At 47.3% G+C, this 20,463-nt stretch carries 14 protein-coding genes; 3 read left to right on the top strand and 11 right to left on the bottom strand.

The window, feature by feature from the left end:
• Window positions 1–52: 52 nt before the first annotated feature.
• Window positions 53–3,400 carry a transcription-repair coupling factor gene (gene mfd, locus LZG94_RS22790; RefSeq protein ID WP_233793991.1) on the bottom strand — a complete coding sequence of 1,116 codons (3,348 nt, stop codon included), beginning with the start codon at window positions 3,398–3,400 and terminating at the stop codon, window positions 53–55.
• Between the two features lie 245 nt (window positions 3,401–3,645).
• Between mfd and pnuC the strand changes: the two genes are divergently transcribed.
• The gene (gene pnuC / locus LZG94_RS22785; RefSeq protein WP_233793990.1) at window positions 3,646–4,251 is read left to right on the top strand and encodes a nicotinamide riboside transporter PnuC; all 606 of its coding nucleotides are present in this window, start codon (window positions 3,646–3,648) and stop codon (window positions 4,249–4,251) included.
• Here the strand turns inward: pnuC and LZG94_RS22780 are convergent.
• The 10 genes from LZG94_RS22780 to LZG94_RS22735 all read right to left on the bottom strand — a co-directional run bounded on the left by LZG94_RS22780 (window position 4,248) and on the right by LZG94_RS22735 (window position 19,078).
• Window positions 4,248–4,688, bottom strand: coding sequence for a barstar family protein (locus LZG94_RS22780; protein ID WP_233793989.1), 441 nt, complete (start codon window positions 4,686–4,688; stop codon window positions 4,248–4,250). The genes pnuC and LZG94_RS22780 overlap by 4 nt on opposite strands.
• A 3-nt stretch (window positions 4,689–4,691) precedes the next feature.
• Complete coding sequence (locus LZG94_RS22775) at window positions 4,692–5,615, bottom strand: sugar phosphate isomerase/epimerase (RefSeq protein ID WP_233793988.1); 924 nt, start codon at window positions 5,613–5,615, stop codon at window positions 4,692–4,694.
• 1 nt (window position 5,616) lies between these two features.
• The gene (locus LZG94_RS22770; protein ID WP_233793987.1) at window positions 5,617–7,110 is read right to left on the bottom strand and encodes a c-type cytochrome domain-containing protein; all 1,494 of its coding nucleotides are present in this window, start codon (window positions 7,108–7,110) and stop codon (window positions 5,617–5,619) included.
• Window positions 7,111–7,155: 45 nt separating this feature from the next.
• On the bottom strand, window positions 7,156–7,476 hold the full coding sequence (rhaM, locus tag LZG94_RS22765) for an L-rhamnose mutarotase (RefSeq protein WP_233793986.1): 321 nt from the start codon (window positions 7,474–7,476) through the stop codon (window positions 7,156–7,158).
• A gap of 12 nt (window positions 7,477–7,488) precedes the next feature.
• Window positions 7,489–8,964, bottom strand: a complete 1,476-nt coding sequence (locus LZG94_RS22760) for a DUF1501 domain-containing protein (RefSeq protein ID WP_233793985.1) — start codon at window positions 8,962–8,964, stop codon at window positions 7,489–7,491.
• 294 nt (window positions 8,965–9,258) lie between these two features.
• Window positions 9,259–12,018, bottom strand: a complete 2,760-nt coding sequence (locus LZG94_RS22755; RefSeq protein ID WP_233793984.1) for a DUF1553 domain-containing protein — start codon at window positions 12,016–12,018, stop codon at window positions 9,259–9,261.
• A 93-nt stretch (window positions 12,019–12,111) separates the two neighbouring features.
• Window positions 12,112–13,683, bottom strand: coding sequence for a RagB/SusD family nutrient uptake outer membrane protein (locus LZG94_RS22750; protein WP_233793983.1), 1,572 nt, complete (start codon window positions 13,681–13,683; stop codon window positions 12,112–12,114).
• Window positions 13,684–13,716: 33 nt separating this feature from the next.
• Entirely contained in the window at window positions 13,717–17,148 is a 3,432-nt protein-coding gene (locus LZG94_RS22745; RefSeq protein ID WP_233793982.1) for a TonB-dependent receptor, read from the bottom strand.
• 165 nt (window positions 17,149–17,313) lie between these two features.
• On the bottom strand, window positions 17,314–18,360 hold the full coding sequence (locus LZG94_RS22740) for a FecR family protein (protein WP_233793981.1): 1,047 nt from the start codon (window positions 18,358–18,360) through the stop codon (window positions 17,314–17,316).
• A 136-nt stretch (window positions 18,361–18,496) separates the two neighbouring features.
• On the bottom strand, window positions 18,497–19,078 hold the full coding sequence (locus LZG94_RS22735) for an RNA polymerase sigma factor (RefSeq protein ID WP_233793980.1): 582 nt from the start codon (window positions 19,076–19,078) through the stop codon (window positions 18,497–18,499).
• Window positions 19,079–19,477: 399 nt separating this feature from the next.
• Between LZG94_RS22735 and LZG94_RS22730 the strand changes: the two genes are divergently transcribed.
• Together LZG94_RS22730 and LZG94_RS22725 are read left to right on the top strand one after the other, a co-directional pair.
• Window positions 19,478–20,128, top strand: a complete 651-nt coding sequence (locus LZG94_RS22730; protein ID WP_215236242.1) for a response regulator transcription factor — start codon at window positions 19,478–19,480, stop codon at window positions 20,126–20,128.
• A 144-nt stretch (window positions 20,129–20,272) separates the two neighbouring features.
• Window positions 20,273–20,455, top strand: a complete 183-nt coding sequence (locus tag LZG94_RS22725) for a response regulator transcription factor (RefSeq protein WP_215236243.1) — start codon at window positions 20,273–20,275, stop codon at window positions 20,453–20,455.
• The last annotated feature ends 8 nt before the right edge of the window (window positions 20,456–20,463 follow it).

Here is a 20,463-nt window from a genome sequence, read left to right as displayed (position 1 = left end):
TATGCGAAATCGCAAATTTAGGAAATGAAACCAGAATATTTCTAAAAATCAATTAGCTCGTCATTTCGGCGAGGATATTCCGCGCCTGATCAATACTTTTTACATCTTCACAAATCAGGATCAGCTTGCCTTTCTGGTCTTTTAAAGAGATTTGTTTGGGATGTTTTTTAATGTAATCAATAACCTGCCCGAACTTGGCTGACTGGAAAAATTCGTCATTCTGCGAAGTAACGAAGTATCCTTTCAATGTATTGCTCTTCAAAGTTAGTTTTTCAAAGTGCAAACTCTCTGCTTTCCAGCGCAAACGCACGGTTTTCAACAAATCCTGAACTTCCGATGGAACAGGGCCGAACCTGTCCAGTATTTCCTGTTCAAATTTGGCCAACTCATCGTCTGTTTCAATATTGTCGAGGCGGGTATATAACGACAATCTTTCCGAAATATTTTTGACATAGTCGTCTGGAATCAGCGTAGCAAAATCAGTCTCGATCTGCGTATCCGGCACCAGCTTTGCGGGTAATCCCAATGCATTTGCGAAGAGATCTTTAAACTCGTTATTCTTCAATTCCTGCACCGCTTCGTCGAGCATTTTGTGATACAATTCATACCCTAAATCATTCACAAAACCACTTTGCTCTGCTCCCAGCAAATTTCCCGCACCTCGAATATCCAGGTCGCGCATAGCCACTTTAAAACCATCTCCCAGTTCCGAGAACTCTTCCAGCGTTTGCAAACGCTTACGCGAGTCGCTTGCCAGTGTCGACGCATTGGGCGTAAGCAAATAACAGAATGCTTTCCGGTTTGACCGGCCCACCCGGCCGCGCATCTGGTGCAGATCCGACAAACCAAACATGTGCGCCGTATTAATAATGATCGTATTCGCATTGGCAATATCAATTCCGGACTCGATGATATTGGTCGAAACCAATACGTCATATTCGCCCTCAATAAAGCCTACCATTACTTTTTCCAGCTTATCACCGTCCATTTGACCGTGCGCTACCCCAATTCTGACATCGGGTACCAGCCTCAAAATAATATTTGCAATAGACTCAATATCGTTCACGCGGTTATGGACAAAAAATACCTGCCCGCCCCGGTTTACCTCGAAACTGATCGCGTCGCGGATAAATTCTTCACTGAAAGTATGTACCTCCGTAGTGACCGGCTGCCTGTTCGGCGGTGGAGTGGCTATTACCGAAAGGTCGCGCGCGCCCATTAGTGAGAAATGTAAAGTCCGCGGAATCGGGGTAGCTGTGAGGGTAAGTACATCCACATTCACCCGCATTTCCTTCAACCTGTCTTTTGCTTTTACTCCAAATTTTTGTTCTTCGTCAATTACCAATAGCCCCAGATCCTTGAATTTGACGTCTTTATTCAAGATCCGGTGGGTACCTATTAGTATATCGATTTTTCCTTCTTCGGCTTGTTTTAAGGTTTCTTTGATCTCTTTCGGAGATTTGAAACGGTTGATATACCCCACTTTTGCCGGGAAATCAGCAAGTCGCTCGCTGAAAGTCTTGAAATGCTGCATTGCCAGAATCGTAGTAGGTACCAGCACCGCCACTTGCTTGCTATCACAAACCGCCTTGAATGCAGCCCTGATCGCGATTTCTGTTTTACCAAAACCAACATCCCCGCAAACCAGCCTGTCCATCGGGTGCGCCTTCTCCATATCGTCCTTCACATTCGCTGTGGCAGTAGCCTGGTCGGGTGTGTCTTCATATATAAAGGAAGATTCCAGCTCGGCCTGCATGTAATTGTCGGGAGAATAAGGGAAACCGGGCGCCTGTCTGCGTTTTGCGTACAATGCGATCAGCTCGTGCGCAATATCTTTAAGCTGCTTTTTAACTTTCGATTTTTTCGCTTCCCAGTCACCTGAGCCCAGTTTGCTCATGGCGGGCGGCGTGCCTTCTTTGCCGGTATATTTTGCGATTTTGTGCAGGTTATGCACACTCACATATAGCAAATCATTGTCGCGGTAAATCAGCCGGATCGCCTCCTGCTCTTTTCCATTAACATCTTTCCGCTCCAAGCCTGCGAAGCGACCAATACCATAGTCGACGTGCGTGACGAAATCCCCCACTTGCAGCGATTTCAGTTCCTTTAATGTAATCGCCTTGGACTTAGTAAACTTATCCTTCAACCGGTATTTGTGAAAACGCGCAAATATCTGGTGATCCGTATAGCAGGCAACTTTTACATTATCATCTACAAATCCCTCCCGCAGCGAAATATGCATCGGACGGAATTTGACAAACGGATCGAGATCTTCAAAAATACGTTCAAGCCGGTCGAGCTGCTTGGGTTGCTCGGCTACGATGATATTCACGTATCCTTTGGATTGATTTTCAGACAAATCGTCGATCAGCCGTTTGAAATCTTTATTAAATGAAGGTTGCGGTTTGGACGAATAGGGGATTTTTGTTTCTGTTTTGAAATAGGATTTCTTGCCAAACTCAACAGTTTTAAACTTCTTCACTTGCGCCAGAAAACCTCTCCGCGTTTCGAAAAGATCCTGAGGGTTAGATACAATTTGTACCCCGCCGCCGGTTACCTCTTCCAATGCTTTTTCAGCTTTTTCAAAACATTTCTCAATCACTTCAAGCGTCAGTTCAACGTCTTTAAACCAAACTGTCGTCTCAGGCGCAAGGAAATTGAAAAACGATTCCCGCGTTTCGTGCGACAGTTTTTGCTGAATATCCGGGACAATATTGATTTGCTTCGCAGTTTCAATAGAAAGCTGGGTATCAGGGTCAAAAGAGCGTATACTCTCGACTTCATCACCAAAAAGCTCAATCCGGAAAGGGTGTTCATTTGCAAATGAAAATACGTCCAGAATACCCCCACGCACCGAAAATTGTCCCGCTTCAAAAACGAAATCCGTGATCTCGAAACCATAGCTCGTCAAAAATTCGGTCAGAAACGAAGGGTCAAGTTTCTCGCCGACTTTCACCGAAAATGTATTGGCTTTCAGCGATCTTTTGTTGATCACTTTTTCAAATAATGCTTCGGGATAAGTAACCAGCTGAATAGGCGTGGCACGGCCTGCACTGAGCTTATTCAGGATTTCACCGCGCATTAATACATTGGCATTATCCACTTCTTCGTAGTGATAGGGCCTTTTATAGGAAGTTGGGTAAAAAAGTACTTCCGTTTTTCCCAGCAGATTTTGCAGGTCATTCTGGAAATACGCCGCCTCATCGCGGTCACTTAATATATAAAGTGCCGGACTTTTTTTTCTCTGCTGGATCGACGCTGTGACGACCGCGTCCAGGCTGCCGACCAATCCTTTAATTTGAATATGAGCCGATTCGGGATTTTTAGAACTGATCTGCTCTACCAGCAAGTCCATATAACCGTCGCCTCCGTATAGTGTTAATAAGTCCTTAACTTCCAAGTAGTTTCAGATTAAATTGCGGCTGTTGCCGACTGTGGATTTTAAACGCAAAAAGCCGTTTCGGGGATTTTCCCGACCGGCAAAAAAGATAACATCAGCGCGGAAGTTTTCGTTTGCCGTTTTGATGTGTTACAAAAATAAAGCTAAATGCGACAGCTTACAAGTTACGGTTCTGTTAACAGACGTTGCTTTCGTGCCTATATTCGCATATTGCGCTTACTTTTTTGATTTCTGATTGTGAAACAATGATCGACTGGCTTAACAAGATGATTTCCCTGGGAATATTCGTCACCACTCCCCTGGAAATCCTCGGTTTTGTAACAGGCGCGATTTACGTCTATCTTAATACCAGGCAAAATATAACCAGCTGGTTTTTCGGAATTGCGAATGCGCTTTTGTACGCGGCGGTTTTCTGGCAGGTGAGGCTGTATGCGGATATGGGCTTGCAGGGATATTACTTTTTCACGAGCATTTACGGCTGGTGGATGTGGAAATTTGGTGGGGCCAATCACGATGTTTTGAAAGTAACTTTCACACCCAGAAAACTCTACCCGATCTTCGCCGTCATATTTATAATCGGCACTATTTCGTGGGGATTTTTACTGGAAAAATTCACAAATGCCAGCTTCACCTACCTCGATTCCGCCCTCACAATCGCCAGCCTGATCGGTCAATATATGCTAGCCCGGAAATACCTTGAAAACTGGATCGTCTGGATCATCGCCGATGCTTGCTACGTAATCCTGTATTTCTACAAAGCCCTGAATCTTACCGCAATATTATATTTCGTATTCACGGTTTTGGCGATGATAGGATTTGTTAGATGGCGAAGGGATTTGCTGCGTGTTTAAAGAACCCCAAACGGAATCTCCTGCTCTTCCAGCAGCGCCTGAATGCGGTCGGATTGTTGGAAAATGATGTGCAGTTCTTTCTTGTCAACACCTTCTTCGTCATCAAGCCATTTCCAGTCTTCGGCAGTCGCGTCGAGTAAGTCGATGACAGTAAGAACCTTATCTGTTGATTTTTCTTTTGAAAGCCAGTCTGCCGAGTTGCTGATGTAGATAATGATTTGCTTCGAGCCGATCCACGAAAGATCGTTCAGCATTTCGTCGAGGTCTTCCAGGCCGGTTCCTTCGTAATCCGGAAATTGCAAAGCCTCCGCGATCTGGCTGTGGAAATCTTTAATGGACAGCGCATTTTTACCATCAATATGCGCAATCACCGCAGCATGAAAAGCTTTTTGAACTTCCGTTTCGTCAGCTGCCACCAAAAAGTGTGTGTTTTTCATTGGTTATTTTAAATATCGTTTTCTAAATAAATGCATCATGTGCACATTAATCGCCCATTGATCCGCAAGGGGCTGATTTGTAAAAGGCACTGTGGGCAAGTAATGTGGCGGGCCAAACTCGGTCAAAACTGTAAGCGTTTCGCCACTCTTAACCTTTTGTTCCACCACTGCATCCCACCAGGCCAAATGCGCTTTTACGGTCGCTTCCCATTCCGGCGCGCGCGGATCATTTACCTGCGGGCCTTCCTCGTGCCCAATGCGCGAGTGAATATGCCCCGTGCGCGACAATGCGAGTTTAACAGTTTCCTGCTGATCCTGCAACAAACTTTCGTGCACATTACACCAGTGCGAAATATCCAGCGTCAGTTTCAGTTCCGGATTTTTCTCCATAAAATCCCTCGCAATATGCGCAGCAAAAAGCATTCTGCCGCGGTGCGTTTCGTGGTAAATCGGAATGCCGGTTTTTGCGGTAGCAGCTGTTGTATGGTCTATAAATGCCTTATTCTGTTCATAATCAAAGAAATCCTTGCCGCTATGACAATTGATATACAGTGGTTTCTGTTCATATTCAGTTGAAGCTGCATTGATCTGTTTTTTGAAAACATCCAGGTGTTTTGCATATTCTTTTTCGCCCGAACCACACAAAAATCCTACGTCCAGACTGTATTTTTTCAATGCAACGAATAGCTCTTTCTGTTTTTCCTTTGTTCCGGGCCACCAGATTTCCAGTCCGTCGTAACCTTCTTTTTTTATAGCTGCGCAAAATGCATCCGTGTTTCCAACGAAGCCCCAATTCGTACCAAATATTTTCAACGAAAACTTTTCTGCAAACTGAAAAGGCGCTTTTTCAGCATCTGAAATGGCTTCGAATCCCGTTAATACGCCCGCTGTGGCGATCGCACTGCTCATAAATTTCCGACGGTTCATGTTATTGTTTTTTGACTTCTTCTTTGCCGGTTGTATCTCCGGCTTTCAAAAATTGCGCTACCGCCGCCTCGTTGAATCCATTCACTACCAAAAGATTAGGATTCTGCCTGCCCACCTGGCTCACAGCACTATCCGTAACAGCCGACTGCCAAACATAGATCGAGTGCAGCGCCTTCATGCCGGCGACATTTTTCAAACCTTCGTCACCCACCTTGGTATCTACGATATTAATGTATTCCAGATAAGGAAGTGGTTTTAATGCAGCAATACCTTTGTCGGTAATGCCGGTATGTTCAATGTGTAGCTTGCTCAGGTTCGGAAATTTGGCTATTTGCAGCAAAGCCGCGTCGGTAATTTTGGTACCGCCTAATTTGAGCCACGTGATCTGCTGCGCAACGGGCTGCAGCAGCTCCACTTGTTTATCAGTAAAATCAGGTAGATTCACTGCGCTGATCTCTAGCAGATTCTGATCCTGCGATAAAGTATTGACGATCAGTCCGGTTTTGCGGAGATTTTCAATAGCCTGTTCATTTGCCTTAGGAACTTTCACACTCAATACTGCCGAAGCTTGTGCCGCGCCTGTACCTGCCGGGGCTTCTTTTCCGAGCGAAGCCAATGCAGGTTTAACTGCTTCTGAAACAGTCATTTGGGATACCTTCTTATCTGCCGAAGCGCCCTGGTCAATCCACCAGGAAAGCAATGCAATCTGGTCTGTCGTCAATTGCGGCTTACCTTTCGGCGGCATGTGTTCGTCGTCATTTTCCGGCAGCAGGCACCTTTTGATCATATCACTTTCAGCACCTTTTCCAACCACAAATGCAGGGCCATTCTCGCCGCCTTTGGCCAGTAAGGCGAGTTGATCCATTCGCAAATCACCTTTGCTTTTGCTGGCGCTGTGGCATTGGGTACATTTTGCTTGCAAAATCGGCTGCACGATATCAGTATATACGACAGCCTGCTGCACATCGGCGATCGGCTTAATCTCAGTGGGTTTCTCTTCCATCGGAGGCAGGCCAGCCAGTCCGCGGAAAGGTTCCGGGGTATATTGCGTGAGGTAACCTTCCCCATGCGTAAGCGCGCCGCCGTCGTGGCCGGCTGTCAATGTAAGCAAGGTTGCAATAAGGATTGCGGGGAGGTAAATCACTTTGGCAGAAGGCATTGCGCGTTCAAACCTGTCGGATTTGACAAACCACGAGGCCCAGGCAAATACAGCAACGCCAATTCCTTTCCACATGTGGTTATTCAGGAGTTCGGCATCGTAGCCGCCCGTCAGCGAAAGCATGTAACCGGCAATGCAGGCGAAAGTCGCGCTTATCGCCGACCAGAATAATATAAAGACGATTGTACTGTCACTGACAGCGATTTTACCCCAGCGCCGCCCCAATTCGAGCAGTGCGCCGATCAATAGAAAACCAATAGGAAAATGGACGATTGCCGGGTGGAACCTGCCAATAAATGTAGCCCAGGACGAATCCTGAAGTAAAATGTAATGCATGATCAGGGGTTTAGTGTCAATCTAAAATATGCGCGCATTTGCCTTTCAAAGGCGGAAAACTTCGGGAAGACTGAATGCCTGGGGTGAATTGTCTTCATTCACATCCATAATATCCGCCATATGGTCCCACCACTTTTTCATGATCGGCAATGCTGCCAGTCCCGAAGTGGTATCATCATCCCTCAGCTTCTGAAAAGCAAAAAGTGCCAGCGTTCTTTCGTCTAAAAAAATATAATATTCCAGTACCCCCGCATTTTTCAAAAGTTCCGACAATTCCGGCCAGATTTCGTCGTGCCGTTTTTTGTATTCTGTTTCAAAACCCGGCTTTAACTGCATCCGGAAAGCCTTCACTTTACTGTTTTCCATTTTTTAGATTTCCTAAGCGAGTACTTCTTTAACAACTTTTCCCTCCGTGTCGGTAAGCCGGAAGTTTCTCCCCTGGAAGGGATAGGTGAATTTTTCGTGGTCAAAACCCATTAAATGCAGGATAGTAGCCTGTAAATCATGTACATGCACTCTGCCTTTTGTGCCGTAGTAACCCAGTTCGTCGGTTTCGCCGTGCGAAAATCCCTGCTTGACGCCGCCGCCTGCCATCCACATCGTGAATGCGTCTAAATGGTGGTCGCGGCCCATATAAGGCATTACCAATCCATTTCTATTTTCCTGCATCGGCGTGCGGCCGAACTCTGCGCCCCAGATAATGAGGGTTTCTTCCAAAAGCCCGCGCATCTTCAAATCTTTGATCAGCGCTGCAACAGGCTGATCCGATTCGCGGCATTTCTGACGGAGGCCGCCTTCTACATTGTGATCTTTGGAAGTACCGTGCCCATCCCAGCCCCAGTCGAAAAGCTGCACGAACCGCACATCGTTTTCAACCAGTTTCCTGGCCAGCAGACAGTTCATCGCAAAAGTCCCTTCGCCCGGCTTCACCCCGTACATATCCAGTATAAATTGCGGCTCTTTCGAAACATCCATCACCTCTGGTACGGACATTTGCATCCGGAAGGCCATTTCGTATTGACTTATCCTGGTCAGGATTTCGGGATCTTTTACGTCTTCGTAAGTCTGCTTATTGATTTCGTTAATTGCCTCAATGGTCTGCTTGCGCATGTCCCGGTTCATGCCGCTCGGGTCACTCACATACAAAACCGGATCGCCGCCCGTGCGGCATTGCACACCCTGATATACTGAGGGCAAAAAGCCGCTACCAAAAACGCTCTTTCCCGCGTCAGGCTGCTGCCCGCCAGAAGCGAGTACAATAAATCCAGGCAGATTTTGATTCTCAGACCCTAATCCATAAACGGACCACGCGCCCAGACTTGGTCTGCCCAATCTTGGACTACCAGTGTGCATCAGCAACTGCGCCGGAGCGTGGTTAAACTGGTCGGTGTGCATTGCTTTGAGAAAAGTGATCTCATCGGCAACAGTTTGTAAGTAAGGCACATAATCCGACATCCACGCACCCGACTGTCCGTACTGCGCGAAGCGACTTTGCGGGCCCAACATTTTGGGGACACCTTGTATGAATGCAAATTTTTTCCCTTCCAAAAACTCAGCCGGACAATCCTTCCCGTGGTATTTGAGCAATTCGGGTTTATAATCAAAAAGCTCTAACTGCGAAGGTGCTCCCGCCATGTGAATATAAATGACGCGCTTGGCCTTTGGAGCAAATTGCGGAATGCGCGATTGAGCAATATTCCCCACCGGACTATCGGCCGCGGAAGAAGTCCCGCAAGAATCCAGCATCGTACCTAATCCCAAAGCCCCCAGCCCAAACCCAACGGACTGCAAAAAATGCCGCCGGGTTTGATGCAGCAACGTCGCATGTTGTAATTCCTTTCTCAGCTTTTCCATCTCTATGAATCCCCGGGCTGAAGCCCGGGGCAATTGATTTTTGTGTTGTGGGCCTGGGGCGTTCCGCCCGGGCCATCGCTACTATCGAATTCCCCCAATCAATTTCCGTCGACTTCAGTCGACGGCTAAAGGCCTAAATCCGGGGCAATTGATTTTTTTATTTTTAGGCCTGGGGCGTTCCGCCCGGGCCATCGCTACTATCGAATTCGCCTAATCAATTTCCGTCGACTTCAGTCGACGGATAAAGGGCAAAAACATGAGCATCAGACTTCCGCCTCCCGCCCCCCTCAAAAGCTACTCCTTCGTAATCACATTATCCAGATTCAGCATCACATTCGCTGATATCGTCAGCGCAGCTAACTCTGGTGTCCTTTCTTTCCCGTAAACCAAAATACTATCTGCTTCAACGGGCTTCTTCTTGTAAGCATCGAGGGCCTGGTTGTACACTTTAACCAGCACATTCAGGTTCTTCTGCTCAATAGGCAGGAATGTAAGCATGCGGTAGCCTTCTTTCAATTGCTGCTCCGGTGTTTTACCGCGTTTCTGCATTTTCGTAGCCAGGTTTTCAGCCGCTTCCAGGAATACAGGATCGTTGAGCGTTACCAATGCCTGCAAAGGAGTATTTGTCAAAATTCTTCTCGATTGACAGAATTCCCTGCTGGGCGCATCGAATGTAACCATGGAAGGATAGGGGGCAGTGCGTTTCCAGTAAGTGTAAACGCCGCGCCGGTACCGGTCCTCGCCTTCGCTCAAAGTCCACTTTTCACCGCTGTAAGGCGATTGCCAGATCTTGTCAGGCTGCGGCGGCATCACGCCAGGACCGTACATTTTATCCGAAATCAACCCACTGCAAGCCAAAGCCTGGTCACGCACCTGCTCGGCGCTCAGGCGCACGCGCGGCCCGCGCGAGATCCAGATATTGTAAGGATCTTTATCCAACTTGTACTCATCGGTTTTGGAGCTTTGCCGGTAAGTTGAAGACATCACGATCGTTTTCAACATCTTTTTAATGCTCCATTTATCCTCTTCCATAAACTTCACAGCCAGCCAGTCGAGCAATTCCGGATGCGTGGGTTCTGCACCTTGCGAGCCGAAATCTTCAACCGTTTCCACAATACCTTTGCCAAATAGTTGCTCCCAGAAACGGTTCACGATCACGCGCGAAGTCAATGCATTATCGCGGCTCACGATCCATTTTGCCAGCCCAACCCGGTCTTTCGACGCATCTTTCGGCATTGGGGCGAGCAGCTTAGGCACGTCAGGTTTCACTTCTGCGCCTTTTACCATCCAGTTACCCCTCACAAAAACATTCGTTTTGCGAGCAAAATCACCTTTCCCTTCCCAAATCACCGGCATACTCTCCGCCTGGTGCGTCAACAGAGTAGCATAGTCAGCGACGATTTGCTGGTATTCCGGCTTGTCATTTCCCGGCAATGCTTTTTGAAACGACATCCAGGTAATGCGCACCCATTCGTCGGGAGATTTCGGACTTTTTAGCGAAAGAAAAACATCGTGTTTGCCCATTGTTTTCGCAATAGGCGCAATGATCACAGAGTCTCTCGCCGGTACTTTGATTTCTGAAATAACAGGTCCGTCCAGTTTGTCCAGATGCAGGGATAAAACCGCATTTTCCGCCTTAGTAGCAATATTCATCACCACATTATCAGCATTGGAAAGGTCCACCTGCGCAATACGTGCGTTTCCGTTGTTTTTTACACCATAATAAGAGATCAGCAATACCGTCGACTGATCGCCTTTTATGAAATTGTGCGCATTGATCTTTGGCTCCATCACCTTCATAAACTGCGTTACTTCCGGCAGTTGTTCCGGTTTGGTTTCCCTGATCCAACTTTTCACGCGCTCAACCCGGGCTGAATCTTCGCCTTTATAAAAACGCATCTTTGGCCATTCATCCCACACATCTTCGTCACGGGTATTGTTAAAAAACGCCATGTACTTGTAATAATCCTCGTGCGGGATCGGGTCGTAAGGGTGGCTGTGGCATTGAATGCACGCGAAAGTAGTCCCCTGCCAAACTTCCCAGGTCGTATTCACCCGGTCAATCTGCGCGGCGGTGCGGAACTCTTCATCGTCGGTACCGCCTTCATTATTCGTCATCGTATTCCGGTGGTAGCCGGTCGCGATCATATTCTCTTCCAGCGGGAAACCGTCTTTGTCCTTTTCAAGCAAATCCCCGGCAAGCTGCTCGATCGTAAACTTGTCAAAAGGTTTGTCCTGATTGAAAGATTTGACCACATAATCCCGGTAACGCCACATGGTCCGTCCGCCGTCACTTTCGTAACCTTTTGTATCCGCATACCTCGCCAGATCCATCCACATAGAAGTCCAGCGCTCGCCATAACCCGGCGATTTCAGCAACCTGTCAACGACCTTTTCGTAAGCATTTTCCGATTTATCATTTACAAAATCAACTACCTGCTTTTCAGTCGGAGGTAAGCCGGTCAAATCCAGGCTCACGCGGCGGATTAATGTCGCGCGATCGGCTTCGGGGGATACTTTCAGCCCTTTGTCTTTTAATTTATCCAGAACAAAATGGTCAATCTCATTCGTAGCCCACTTTTTATCGCCGGTATTTAATAAACCAAACAGATTGCTAAAGCCGTTCAGCGAAGGCACTTCGGGCTTTTCTATTTGCTTGTAAGACCAATGCGTTTCCCACTTTGCTCCCTCGTCGATCCATTTTGTGAGGATATCAACCTCGTCATCATTCAGAGGCGTGCCGTTTTTAGGCATTTTCTCGTCAGGATCGTCACTTAATATCCGCCGGATCATCTCGCTGGCGTGCGCGTCGCCGCGGACAACAGGTATCTTGCCCGACTTGCCGGGTTCCAGCATTTCGTGCTCAAAAAGGAAACTCACATCCCCCGCCTTCTTCACTCCCCCGTGGCAACCCATGCAATGTTTATTCAAAATAGGCTTCACATCGGCATTATAATCCACCGACGAAGAGCCTGCTGAGCCCGAAAACCAGAGAAAGGAAGATATAGCAACGATCAGAACTCCTGCACCAATAAAAATTCTGTTACTCACCATCCTTTTGCTATTCTATTTGTCAAAATCATCAACAATACCAATTTACAATCTTTAAAAGTATTTATCGCCAATGCTTTACTTAGAACGCTGCATTTACTGCCACGTTGCATTTTGCTTCACATTCGGGTTGCCAAGCAGCTCTTTTACAGGCAGTGGCAACACATAATCCTTCGCTTTTGGCACTCGGTCCACATTGTATTTCTGGGCAAAATGTTTGATTTCCTTGCCGAGATAGTCAATAGGTCCGCCGAATTTGCTTTTTCTGCGCAGCTCAGGATACATCACCTGCTCAAACACAAACTCCTGCATTCGTTCCTGAATGATCGCGTCACGCAAAGTAGCCTGGGTCAAACCCTTCAATGCAGGAATGCCGGCGCGCTCGCGCACTTTGTTGATAGAAGCATAAGGGTCACCCTGCCCGCTTTCGTTGCAAGCTTCGGAATGCCCCAGCAGAATATCGGATAAACGAATGTAGATCGTGTTTTTCTCGGTGGCCGAGTTCCGCCTGTCGAGCTCAGCGATCTTGTTGGACCACGCTTTGCCAAAGATCATCTGCGCAGGATCTTTGGGATTCGCATCTGATTTTACCACCCCTCCAAAACGCGACAGATTGTAGTCCGCTTTCGGGCTCCACGTTACCATCGGGTAGGTTCCGTTGATTTTTCCAAAACGGCCGGTCGGGTAGGTTTCAATGAATGTACCTGCAATCCTCTTGTCTTTGGGATCGTAAGCCGCGCGGAATTCCTGCGTCGTACTGATCCAGCTCCATCCCGAGCCGCCCAGTTCACTTGGAAAATCTTCGGGGTTAAAGTGCGCCGAATGCTGGCTATATTCGTTGGGACTGGCCGTGGCCGATACCTGTGCTTCAAAAATACGTTCGCCCATATTTTCATGTGCCAGGTCAAAATTGTGCGCAAAATCGGGATACAATGTGATACCGCTGTTGTTGATAATATCCTCCGCAGTCACTTTGGCATCGGCCCATTTTTCATCCCACAATTGGGCTTTCATGAGCACGGATTTTGCCGCCCATTTCGTCGCACGGCCCATATCAACGCCTGTGTAACTGGCAGGAAGCAGCTCGATCGCAGCCTTTGTATCTGCATAGATCTGGTCAATAATAGCCCGGTTACCACCGCTGTTGGAAGGAAGCTCGGTGATGTTTTTGGTTGATTTAATAGAAAGCGGAGCATCATCGAAATAGCTGAGCAGACCGTAATAGTAAAACGCTCTCAAAAACAAAGTCTCGCCTCGTAATCTGTCGATCAGCGCCTGATTGCTCGGATCTTTCATAGCTTCGGCAGTTTCGATGATCGCATTCGCGCGGTTGATCGACCGGTAGCAAATGCCCCAGTAAGCTTCAATGTATTCATCCGCCGGATTTACATTGCCGAGATTGAACTGCAACGGCCCCTTTTCCCAGCCTACCTGGTAGCCGCCGATCAGACATTCAAATACATATCTGTCATAAAAAAAGCCGAAACCGCCCGAATTCAAATCGTCGTAAACCGCATTAACACCCAATTTCAGTTCGTTGGCCGATTTGTAAAACGTGTCCGGATTAATAAAATCAGGTTTTTCTTTAAGGTCTGAACAACCGGCAACGCTCAGGAGCGAAAGGATCAGGAAAAATGCCCGGGATTTATGTAATAGTATATTTTTCATTTTTGTAAAAGTCTGAGGTACAAATGAATGGACTTAAAAACCCAGGTTCAGGCCAACTGTATACATCCTTGCGCGGGGATATGCATCGTAATCGTCGCCGCGGTTCAGGTTGTTTTGACCCTGGTTATTTACCTCAGGATCAAATCCTTTGTATTTTGTGATCAGGAATAAATTCTGGCCGCTGGCGTACATTCTGACAGTGCGGATGTACTTGGTTTTCAGCGGTACCGAATAGCCCAGGGACAAGTTTTGCAACCGCACAAAAGAACCGTCCTGAATGAAAAACGATGATCTGCGGAAGGAAATAAAATCTCTCCGCCCGTCGATCACCGGTCGTGGCGCATTTGGGTTTTCCGGTGTCCACGAATCTGTCAGGATATTCCCGATCTGGTTGATCTTCTGCACCCCGTCGCCCATTTCAGATTGTTGTAGGTTCCGGACCTGGTTACCGTGCACACCCCTGAAAAATATGGCCAGGTCAAATCCTTTGTATTTGAGGGTTGTATTAAAGCCCCAGGTCAGTTTCGGATTAGGATCGCCGATGATCTTAAAATCGTCGGTCGTGTATTTTCCATCACCATTTACGTCCTCATATTTAGGATAACCTGCTTTTGCTGAGTAACTTTTTCCTTCTTCTTCACTTTGAAACAACCCGACATAATTGTATCCCCGCCACACACCGATCGGATTGCCGGCTTCCACCCAGCTTCCCAATACACCGAGGTGACTGCTTGTACTACCCGCGAAAAATGGTGTGCTTTTACCAAGGTCAAGGATTTTGTTACGAAGAATGGAAACATTGCCGCTCACGTCCCAGCTGAATGTATTGGAACTCATTAACTTATAATTGGCAGAGAATTCCAGTCCCTTGTTGGTCAGCGAACCGGAGTTCAGCATAATGATACTGAAACCGGTACTTTGGGGAATAGACACGTCGAGGAGCAAATCGGTGGTTTTATTTTGAAATGCATCAACAGTAAGACTCAGCCTGTTTGAGAGCAATGTAAAATCAAGACCGATATTGGTCATGGAAGTACTTTCCCATTTCAAATCGTTGTTTGAAATACGGTTTGGCCCGTAACCTGAAACCAATGTAGGTGTGCCACCAAGGACATAATTGTAAGGTACCAGACCAGCTATTGAGCGGTAAACCGGAATTTGAGAGTTACCAGTTAAACCATAACTCGCGCGGATTTTGAAATCGTCAAATACAGAAGCAAGTCCTGAATTTTTGAAGAAATTCTCATTGACAACACGCCAGCCCAATGCAGCCGAGGGGAATGTTGCCCATTTGTTGTTAGGTCCAAATTTGGAGGAACCGTCGCGGCGCAATGTAACGGTAAGCAGGTAGCGGTCTTTAAAATTGTAATTCAAACGGCCTAAATACGAAAGCAGCTCCCATTCAAGACGCCCTGAAACAGGCACCAGCGGGCGGCTTCCATTTTGCATATTCACAGCCTCCACATCGTCAGAAGGCAGGCCGCGGGTCGCTACGGATTCAAAATAGTTGACCTCTTTTTGATAAGTATAACCCAGCGTCACATCCAGAAAATGCCCTTTTGCGACTTCTTTATTATAACTTAATATGTTTTCGTTCAGGATGTTATTACTGTTCCGGTTGGCTTTTTGCAGTTCCCGGTCATTCTGGCGGCCGAGGTAAGTGAAGTTGTTGTAAAAAGTCGTGCGGCGTGCATTTACCAAATCGACACCCAGACTGGTTCTGAATTTCAGTCCGTCCAAAATATTAATGGTCAATGCGGTAGTTCCAAACAAGCGATTCGTCCAGTCTTTGTCATAACCCTCCGTTGCCTCTGCAAGTGGATTTGTCAAAAAGCGCTGATCATAGCTCGCATATTGATAGCCGCCCAGATCATCAAAAACACCCACGGTGGGATCGAGACCTAATGCGGAAATGACTATACCACCCGGTCCACCGCGGTCAGTAGGCACATTACTACTTCCCGAGCGGTTGAAAGACCAGCTATTGCTCAGCGTCGCTTTTCCTTTCAAAAAGTCGTTGTCCAGGTTCATCCTGAAACCGTACCTGTTGAAATTTGTATTCTTGATAATCCCTTTGTTGTCAAGGTAGTTACCTACAAATGCATAGCGCATTCCCTTAGTACCTCCTGTGAAAGAAAGCTGGTGATTGGACAGCCCGCCGGTTCTTGAAATCACATCCCACCAGTCAGTACCTTTGCCGATCTGGGCGATTTGCTGGTCGGAATAGCGTGGATTACCACCCTGACTTTTTTCGAGGAGATTGATATACCGCATATAGTCCCCGCCATTCAGCACATCTACATTATTGGCAATACTTTGGAATGAATAGGAACCGTCGTAGTCCACGCTGCTCTGGCCTTCTTTCCCGCGTTTGGTCGTGATCAAAATAACACCGTTTGCGCCGCGTGAACCGTAAATGGAGGTCGCAGAAGCATCTTTCAGTATTTCAATGGACTCAATTTCGTTAGGGTTAATGGATGCCATCGCATTAGTAGGCTGGCGGTTTCCGCTGGTTCCAAGTGCGGTATTGTCGGGATACATCGGGAATCCGTCGATCACATATAGCGGCTCGCTACCACTGTTGATGGAGTTCGCCCCGCGCACGCGGATCGAAATACCGCCACCCGGCGCGCCGGAAGTTTGCGTCACCTGCACACCCGGCGCCCGCGACTGGATCGCCTGATCGACCGAAGTCACAGGCATTTCCCGGATCGCCTCGCTCTTAATGCTGGAAACTGAGCCAGTAAGGTCACTTTTCTTGACAGCGCCATAACCGATCACGACGATTTCTTCGAGCGATTTGTTTTCCGGTTCCATCACCACCGCAATAGAGCTTCGATTATCAATCGCCAGTTCCTGCGGCTTGTACCCTACGAAGCTGAATACCAGCACTGCGCCTGCTCTCTGGGGTACATCTATTTCAAAATCGCCGTTTGAATTGGTAGTAGTCCCTTTTTGTGTTCCTTTTAAAACCACACTCACACCCGGCAGGCCCGCGCTCGTTTCGTCGGTAACTTTTCCCTTGATCACCTCGGCAGCGGGCATCGCGGCGTCCTCGGTTTTCTCAATCTGTACCGGCGGCAGAGCAGCTCCGGTTGGCGAAGTCAGCAATATCCGGCCCGACGTAAGCTGGTACGAAATATTCAGCGGCTCGAAAAGTGTCGTAAGCGCCGCGCCCAGCTTTTGGTTTACAATATGGATATTGACCGTACGCTCCGCTTTGATCGCTTTCTGACTGTAAGCAAACTTGATTTCGGCCTGCGCTTCCAGGTCGCGCAGCACGTCTTTCAACTCGGCGTCCCGCGCGTGGATTGTAACTTGTCGATCCATAATTTCCTGTGCGCGGCTCTCACCGGCCGCGTAAGTCAGGCTGGTGCAGATCACTGCAAAAAGGATTTGGGCGAGCGATATTTTCATGACAATGCACAGTGCTGCACACCATTTTAATTGTAGGTTTCTTTGCATAATTTTGAAGGTTCTATTTGTAAAAACAGGACGTTGGCCGCATGTTCTCTCTGTCCAGGATCGCTCATGCAGGCTGTAATAAAGGCCGGTAGTGTTGACGCACTATCGGTTTTTTGTTTAGCTCAGGTTTTTTCTCAGCATAGTTCAGGGGTTAGGGGTTTAGGTTTAGTCGCAGCCGCGGCCGTTGATCAGAATGCGCGTTCCTTTTACTTCGTAATCTGCGCCCACCGATCCGCAGATCAGGTCGAGCTTTTCGTAGAGGGATAAATCGGTCATATCGCCTGTGAAGGTGCATTCGGCAATTCGGTCGTTGGCAAAAACGATCTCGATACCATAGCTTTCGTGCAGCGCCTCCACGATCTTGCCCATTCCAATATTGTTGAAAACCGGCCGCAAATCGTCAGTAGCTACATTTGCCTTCACCGGCTCCACTACCAGCCCGGTCATCAAGTGCCGGCTTTCGGGGAAATAGGTAACCCGCTGATTTGGCGTCAGGATTACGCCGTTGGAATGCGGGCTGGCCGTATTTTCAGCGAAAGAATCATTGTTTTCAAATACCGAAACCTTACCCGTCACCACTTCCACTTCCAGCGCCTGGTCTTTCGCATTGGTCTTGATCCGGAAACTGGTACCCAGCACGCGCGTGATCAACTTGCCGCTGTATACGAAAAATGGTTTGTCCGGATTTTTAGTGATTTCAAAAAATGCATTGCCCACGAGCTGCACGTCGCGCTGATCTTTGGCAAATGTGCGGGGGTACATAATGCGGCTGCGGGGGCTGAGTGTGACGGTACTTCCGTCTTCCAGGCGAATTTTCTGAGTGCTGTCAGAATTGTTGACGCGGGTAATAAGTTGTCCGGCAGGAGCTTGTACCAATATCTTTTCCTGGCTGATCACCTCGCGGGAACTTGCTTTGCCAAGGAATACCCAGCAGCCAATAGCAATAATGACCGCCGCTGCCGATGCGTAGGTTGTGCCGCTGCGCCACCATTTTTTAACTAATATTTTCTGATATAATTTCTCCTCATTGATCTCTGTCCGGATATTTCCGAGAATGCGGTCTTCTGTCTGCTCACGTTCGTTTGCGTCGAGTGTAAGAAGAGACTCTTCGTTCAGCTTGTCGTACCAGAGGTGGATCTTCGCAATTTCCTCTTGTGTACAATCTCCGTTGTGGTATTTGAGCAGCAGAGACTGGATTTCCTGATTGTTCATTGAAAGGCTTGATGTATTCTTTTACATAAGCCGCAGAAAGGCACCTATTCCCTAAATAAGTTTAGAAAATCTTCTAAAAATTATAGGTTAGCGTCCTATTAGAGATGAAATTGTTTTTTTAATACAAATCAGAAACCTATTGGAGAAAGGGAGAGACAAAAGCCAGTAAAATGGAAAGCGTCTGTTTGAGGTAACTGCGAACAGACTTGGTGGCTTTGGTAAGATGGTATTCAACTGCTTTTTCAGACAGCTTGAAATGTTTCGCAATACGGGCAAGCGGCCAGTGTTCGAAGCGATAGAGCTTGAAGATTTCCTGGGATTTTTCAGGAAGAATATGCAAACCCTCGTCAATCGCAGTGATCAGCTCGCTTAATGCGATCTGGTTTTCAATATTGCATTCGCCCAACGCAGAGAAATCGGGTGTTTGACTGAGATACGCTTCTTTGGAAATATTACCTCGGATATGGTCTACAACCTCGTAGCGGACAGCAGAAAAAAGATAATAGTCGAGATTGATGATCCTGTCGGTGGCCCGTTCGCGCCAGAGCCGCATGAATATATCCTGCACAATTTCTTCGGCGGCTTCCTTGCTCTGGAGCTTTCGGTATGCGACCAGGAACATCTTATACCAGTATCGCTGGTAGATCACAGTGAAAGCATCTTCGCTTCCTCCCTGCAATGCTTCAATAAGCTGTTCATTCTCAAAATTGTCAGTCATGACGGGTTCAGGTAGCGCGGCACAATAGTGACTTAACTCCGACAAATTTATATTAATTGTGCAAATAATTTTATTTCAAGGCTGTCGGTTGCTGAACAAAAGGGTACTGCGAAATATTCTTACTACTTGTGCAGGTAGTATTACGCTATTTTTTACCATTAGCTAAAAATCGGCTCCAACGTATATAGATATCAGTAAGTGTATCCATGTAAGGGTATTCCTTATAGGTGCCAACTTTGCGAAAACGAGTAGAAAAACCGGTTAGACTGCACTTATTGACAGCTTTTCAGGAAACCGGGTAATCTTACTTAGTCATTTCTGTACTTTACCGTATTGACGCGGGGAGGCACGTAAGACTACCTTTGAATTCTTCAATATCTATTACTCAACCCCGAAAAAATGGAACAATCTATCACGCATGCCTGCCTGGTGCATCCCCATCCTTTGGAATGCGAAGCGGTGGCCGAGTGGTTAAGGAAAAGGTCTTACATTGAGCTGGTAGGTAAATGCAATAGCCTCGAACAAATCACGCAGCTCCCTTATCTGAAAGACGTAGATATCGTCGTAGCCTTCGCCCATCAATCGGACCATACCGCCGATCAGATCCTGAAAATCCGGAAAATGCACCCAAACCTCAAATTTTTGCTGCTCGCACCGAGCCCTTCTGCCGAGTCGGTGAGGGAAGTGGTGAGGTCGGGAGTGAGTGGTTATATTGTTTTTGAATCTGAGCTGGATGAATGGGAAAGGGCTGTCAGGGCTGTTTCTGAGGGGAAAGTTTACTATGGACAAGAGGTAATGCTCAAACTTGCGGAAAGCTCTCTCGACTTGTACACCCAGGAACCGGCGCCTACTACCAGGGATTTTTTGAGTAAAAGAGAAGTGGAAATACTACGGCTGGTGGCTAGTGAATATTCTACCAACAAGATCGCCAATGAGCTTTGTATCAGCGATAAAACAGTGGAAACGCACCGCAGGAATCTGTTTCATAAGCTAGGTGTCAAGAATTCGGTGGGCCTGACGAAAATAGCTGTCAGAATGGGCGTCGTCTAGTTTTCATGAATTTTATCATGGAAAACCCTTAAAAATCCTCCTAAAAACCCTTAGAAAAATCAGGGTAAATATCGTTGAAAATCAGGGTATCTGCCGATTGATTTCACGTTCCCGAACCGGCAACTTTGTCTAAGTATTTCAATTATGGAACTGACAAAGCGCGAAACGGAAATCCTCAACCTGATCATGGATGAGCTAAGCTCGAAAGAGATAGCTGAGAAGCTGGGCGTGAGCATTTCAACCGTGGAAGCGTACCGCCGGAGCCTGTTTCGCAAATTTAATGTCCGGTCGGTGATCGGGCTTGTGAAGGCGGCGATGAAGATGTAGCACTTTAC

The sequence above is a fragment of the Dyadobacter sp. CY343 genome, assembly GCF_021390335.1.
Lineage (GTDB): Bacteria > Bacteroidota > Bacteroidia > Cytophagales > Spirosomataceae > Dyadobacter.
This window is presented reverse-complemented; position numbering and strand designations above follow the sequence as displayed.

Bases quoted from the DNA above. Each gene is read 5' to 3' on its own strand.
- pnuC (WP_233793990.1), top strand. From the start codon at position 3,646: ATGATCGACTGGCTTAACAAGATGATTTCCCTGGGAATATTCGTCACC.
- LZG94_RS22745 (WP_233793982.1), bottom strand. From the start codon at position 17,148: ATGCAAAGAAACCTACAATTAAAATGGTGTGCAGCACTGTGCATTGTC.
- LZG94_RS22775 (WP_233793988.1), bottom strand. From the start codon at position 5,615: ATGAACCGTCGGAAATTTATGAGCAGTGCGATCGCCACAGCGGGCGTA.
- LZG94_RS22730 (WP_215236242.1), top strand. From the start codon at position 19,478: ATGGAACAATCTATCACGCATGCCTGCCTGGTGCATCCCCATCCTTTG.
- LZG94_RS22750 (WP_233793983.1), bottom strand. From the start codon at position 13,683: ATGAAAAATATACTATTACATAAATCCCGGGCATTTTTCCTGATCCTT.
- LZG94_RS22740 (WP_233793981.1), bottom strand. From the start codon at position 18,360: ATGAACAATCAGGAAATCCAGTCTCTGCTGCTCAAATACCACAACGGA.
- LZG94_RS22735 (WP_233793980.1), bottom strand. From the start codon at position 19,078: ATGACTGACAATTTTGAGAATGAACAGCTTATTGAAGCATTGCAGGGA.
- rhaM (WP_233793986.1), bottom strand. From the start codon at position 7,476: ATGGAAAACAGTAAAGTGAAGGCTTTCCGGATGCAGTTAAAGCCGGGT.
- LZG94_RS22770 (WP_233793987.1), bottom strand. From the start codon at position 7,110: ATGCATTACATTTTACTTCAGGATTCGTCCTGGGCTACATTTATTGGC.
- LZG94_RS22725 (WP_215236243.1), top strand. From the start codon at position 20,273: ATGGAACTGACAAAGCGCGAAACGGAAATCCTCAACCTGATCATGGAT.
- LZG94_RS22760 (WP_233793985.1), bottom strand. From the start codon at position 8,964: ATGGAAAAGCTGAGAAAGGAATTACAACATGCGACGTTGCTGCATCAA.
- LZG94_RS22780 (WP_233793989.1), bottom strand. From the start codon at position 4,688: ATGAAAAACACACACTTTTTGGTGGCAGCTGACGAAACGGAAGTTCAA.
- LZG94_RS22755 (WP_233793984.1), bottom strand. From the start codon at position 12,018: ATGGTGAGTAACAGAATTTTTATTGGTGCAGGAGTTCTGATCGTTGCT.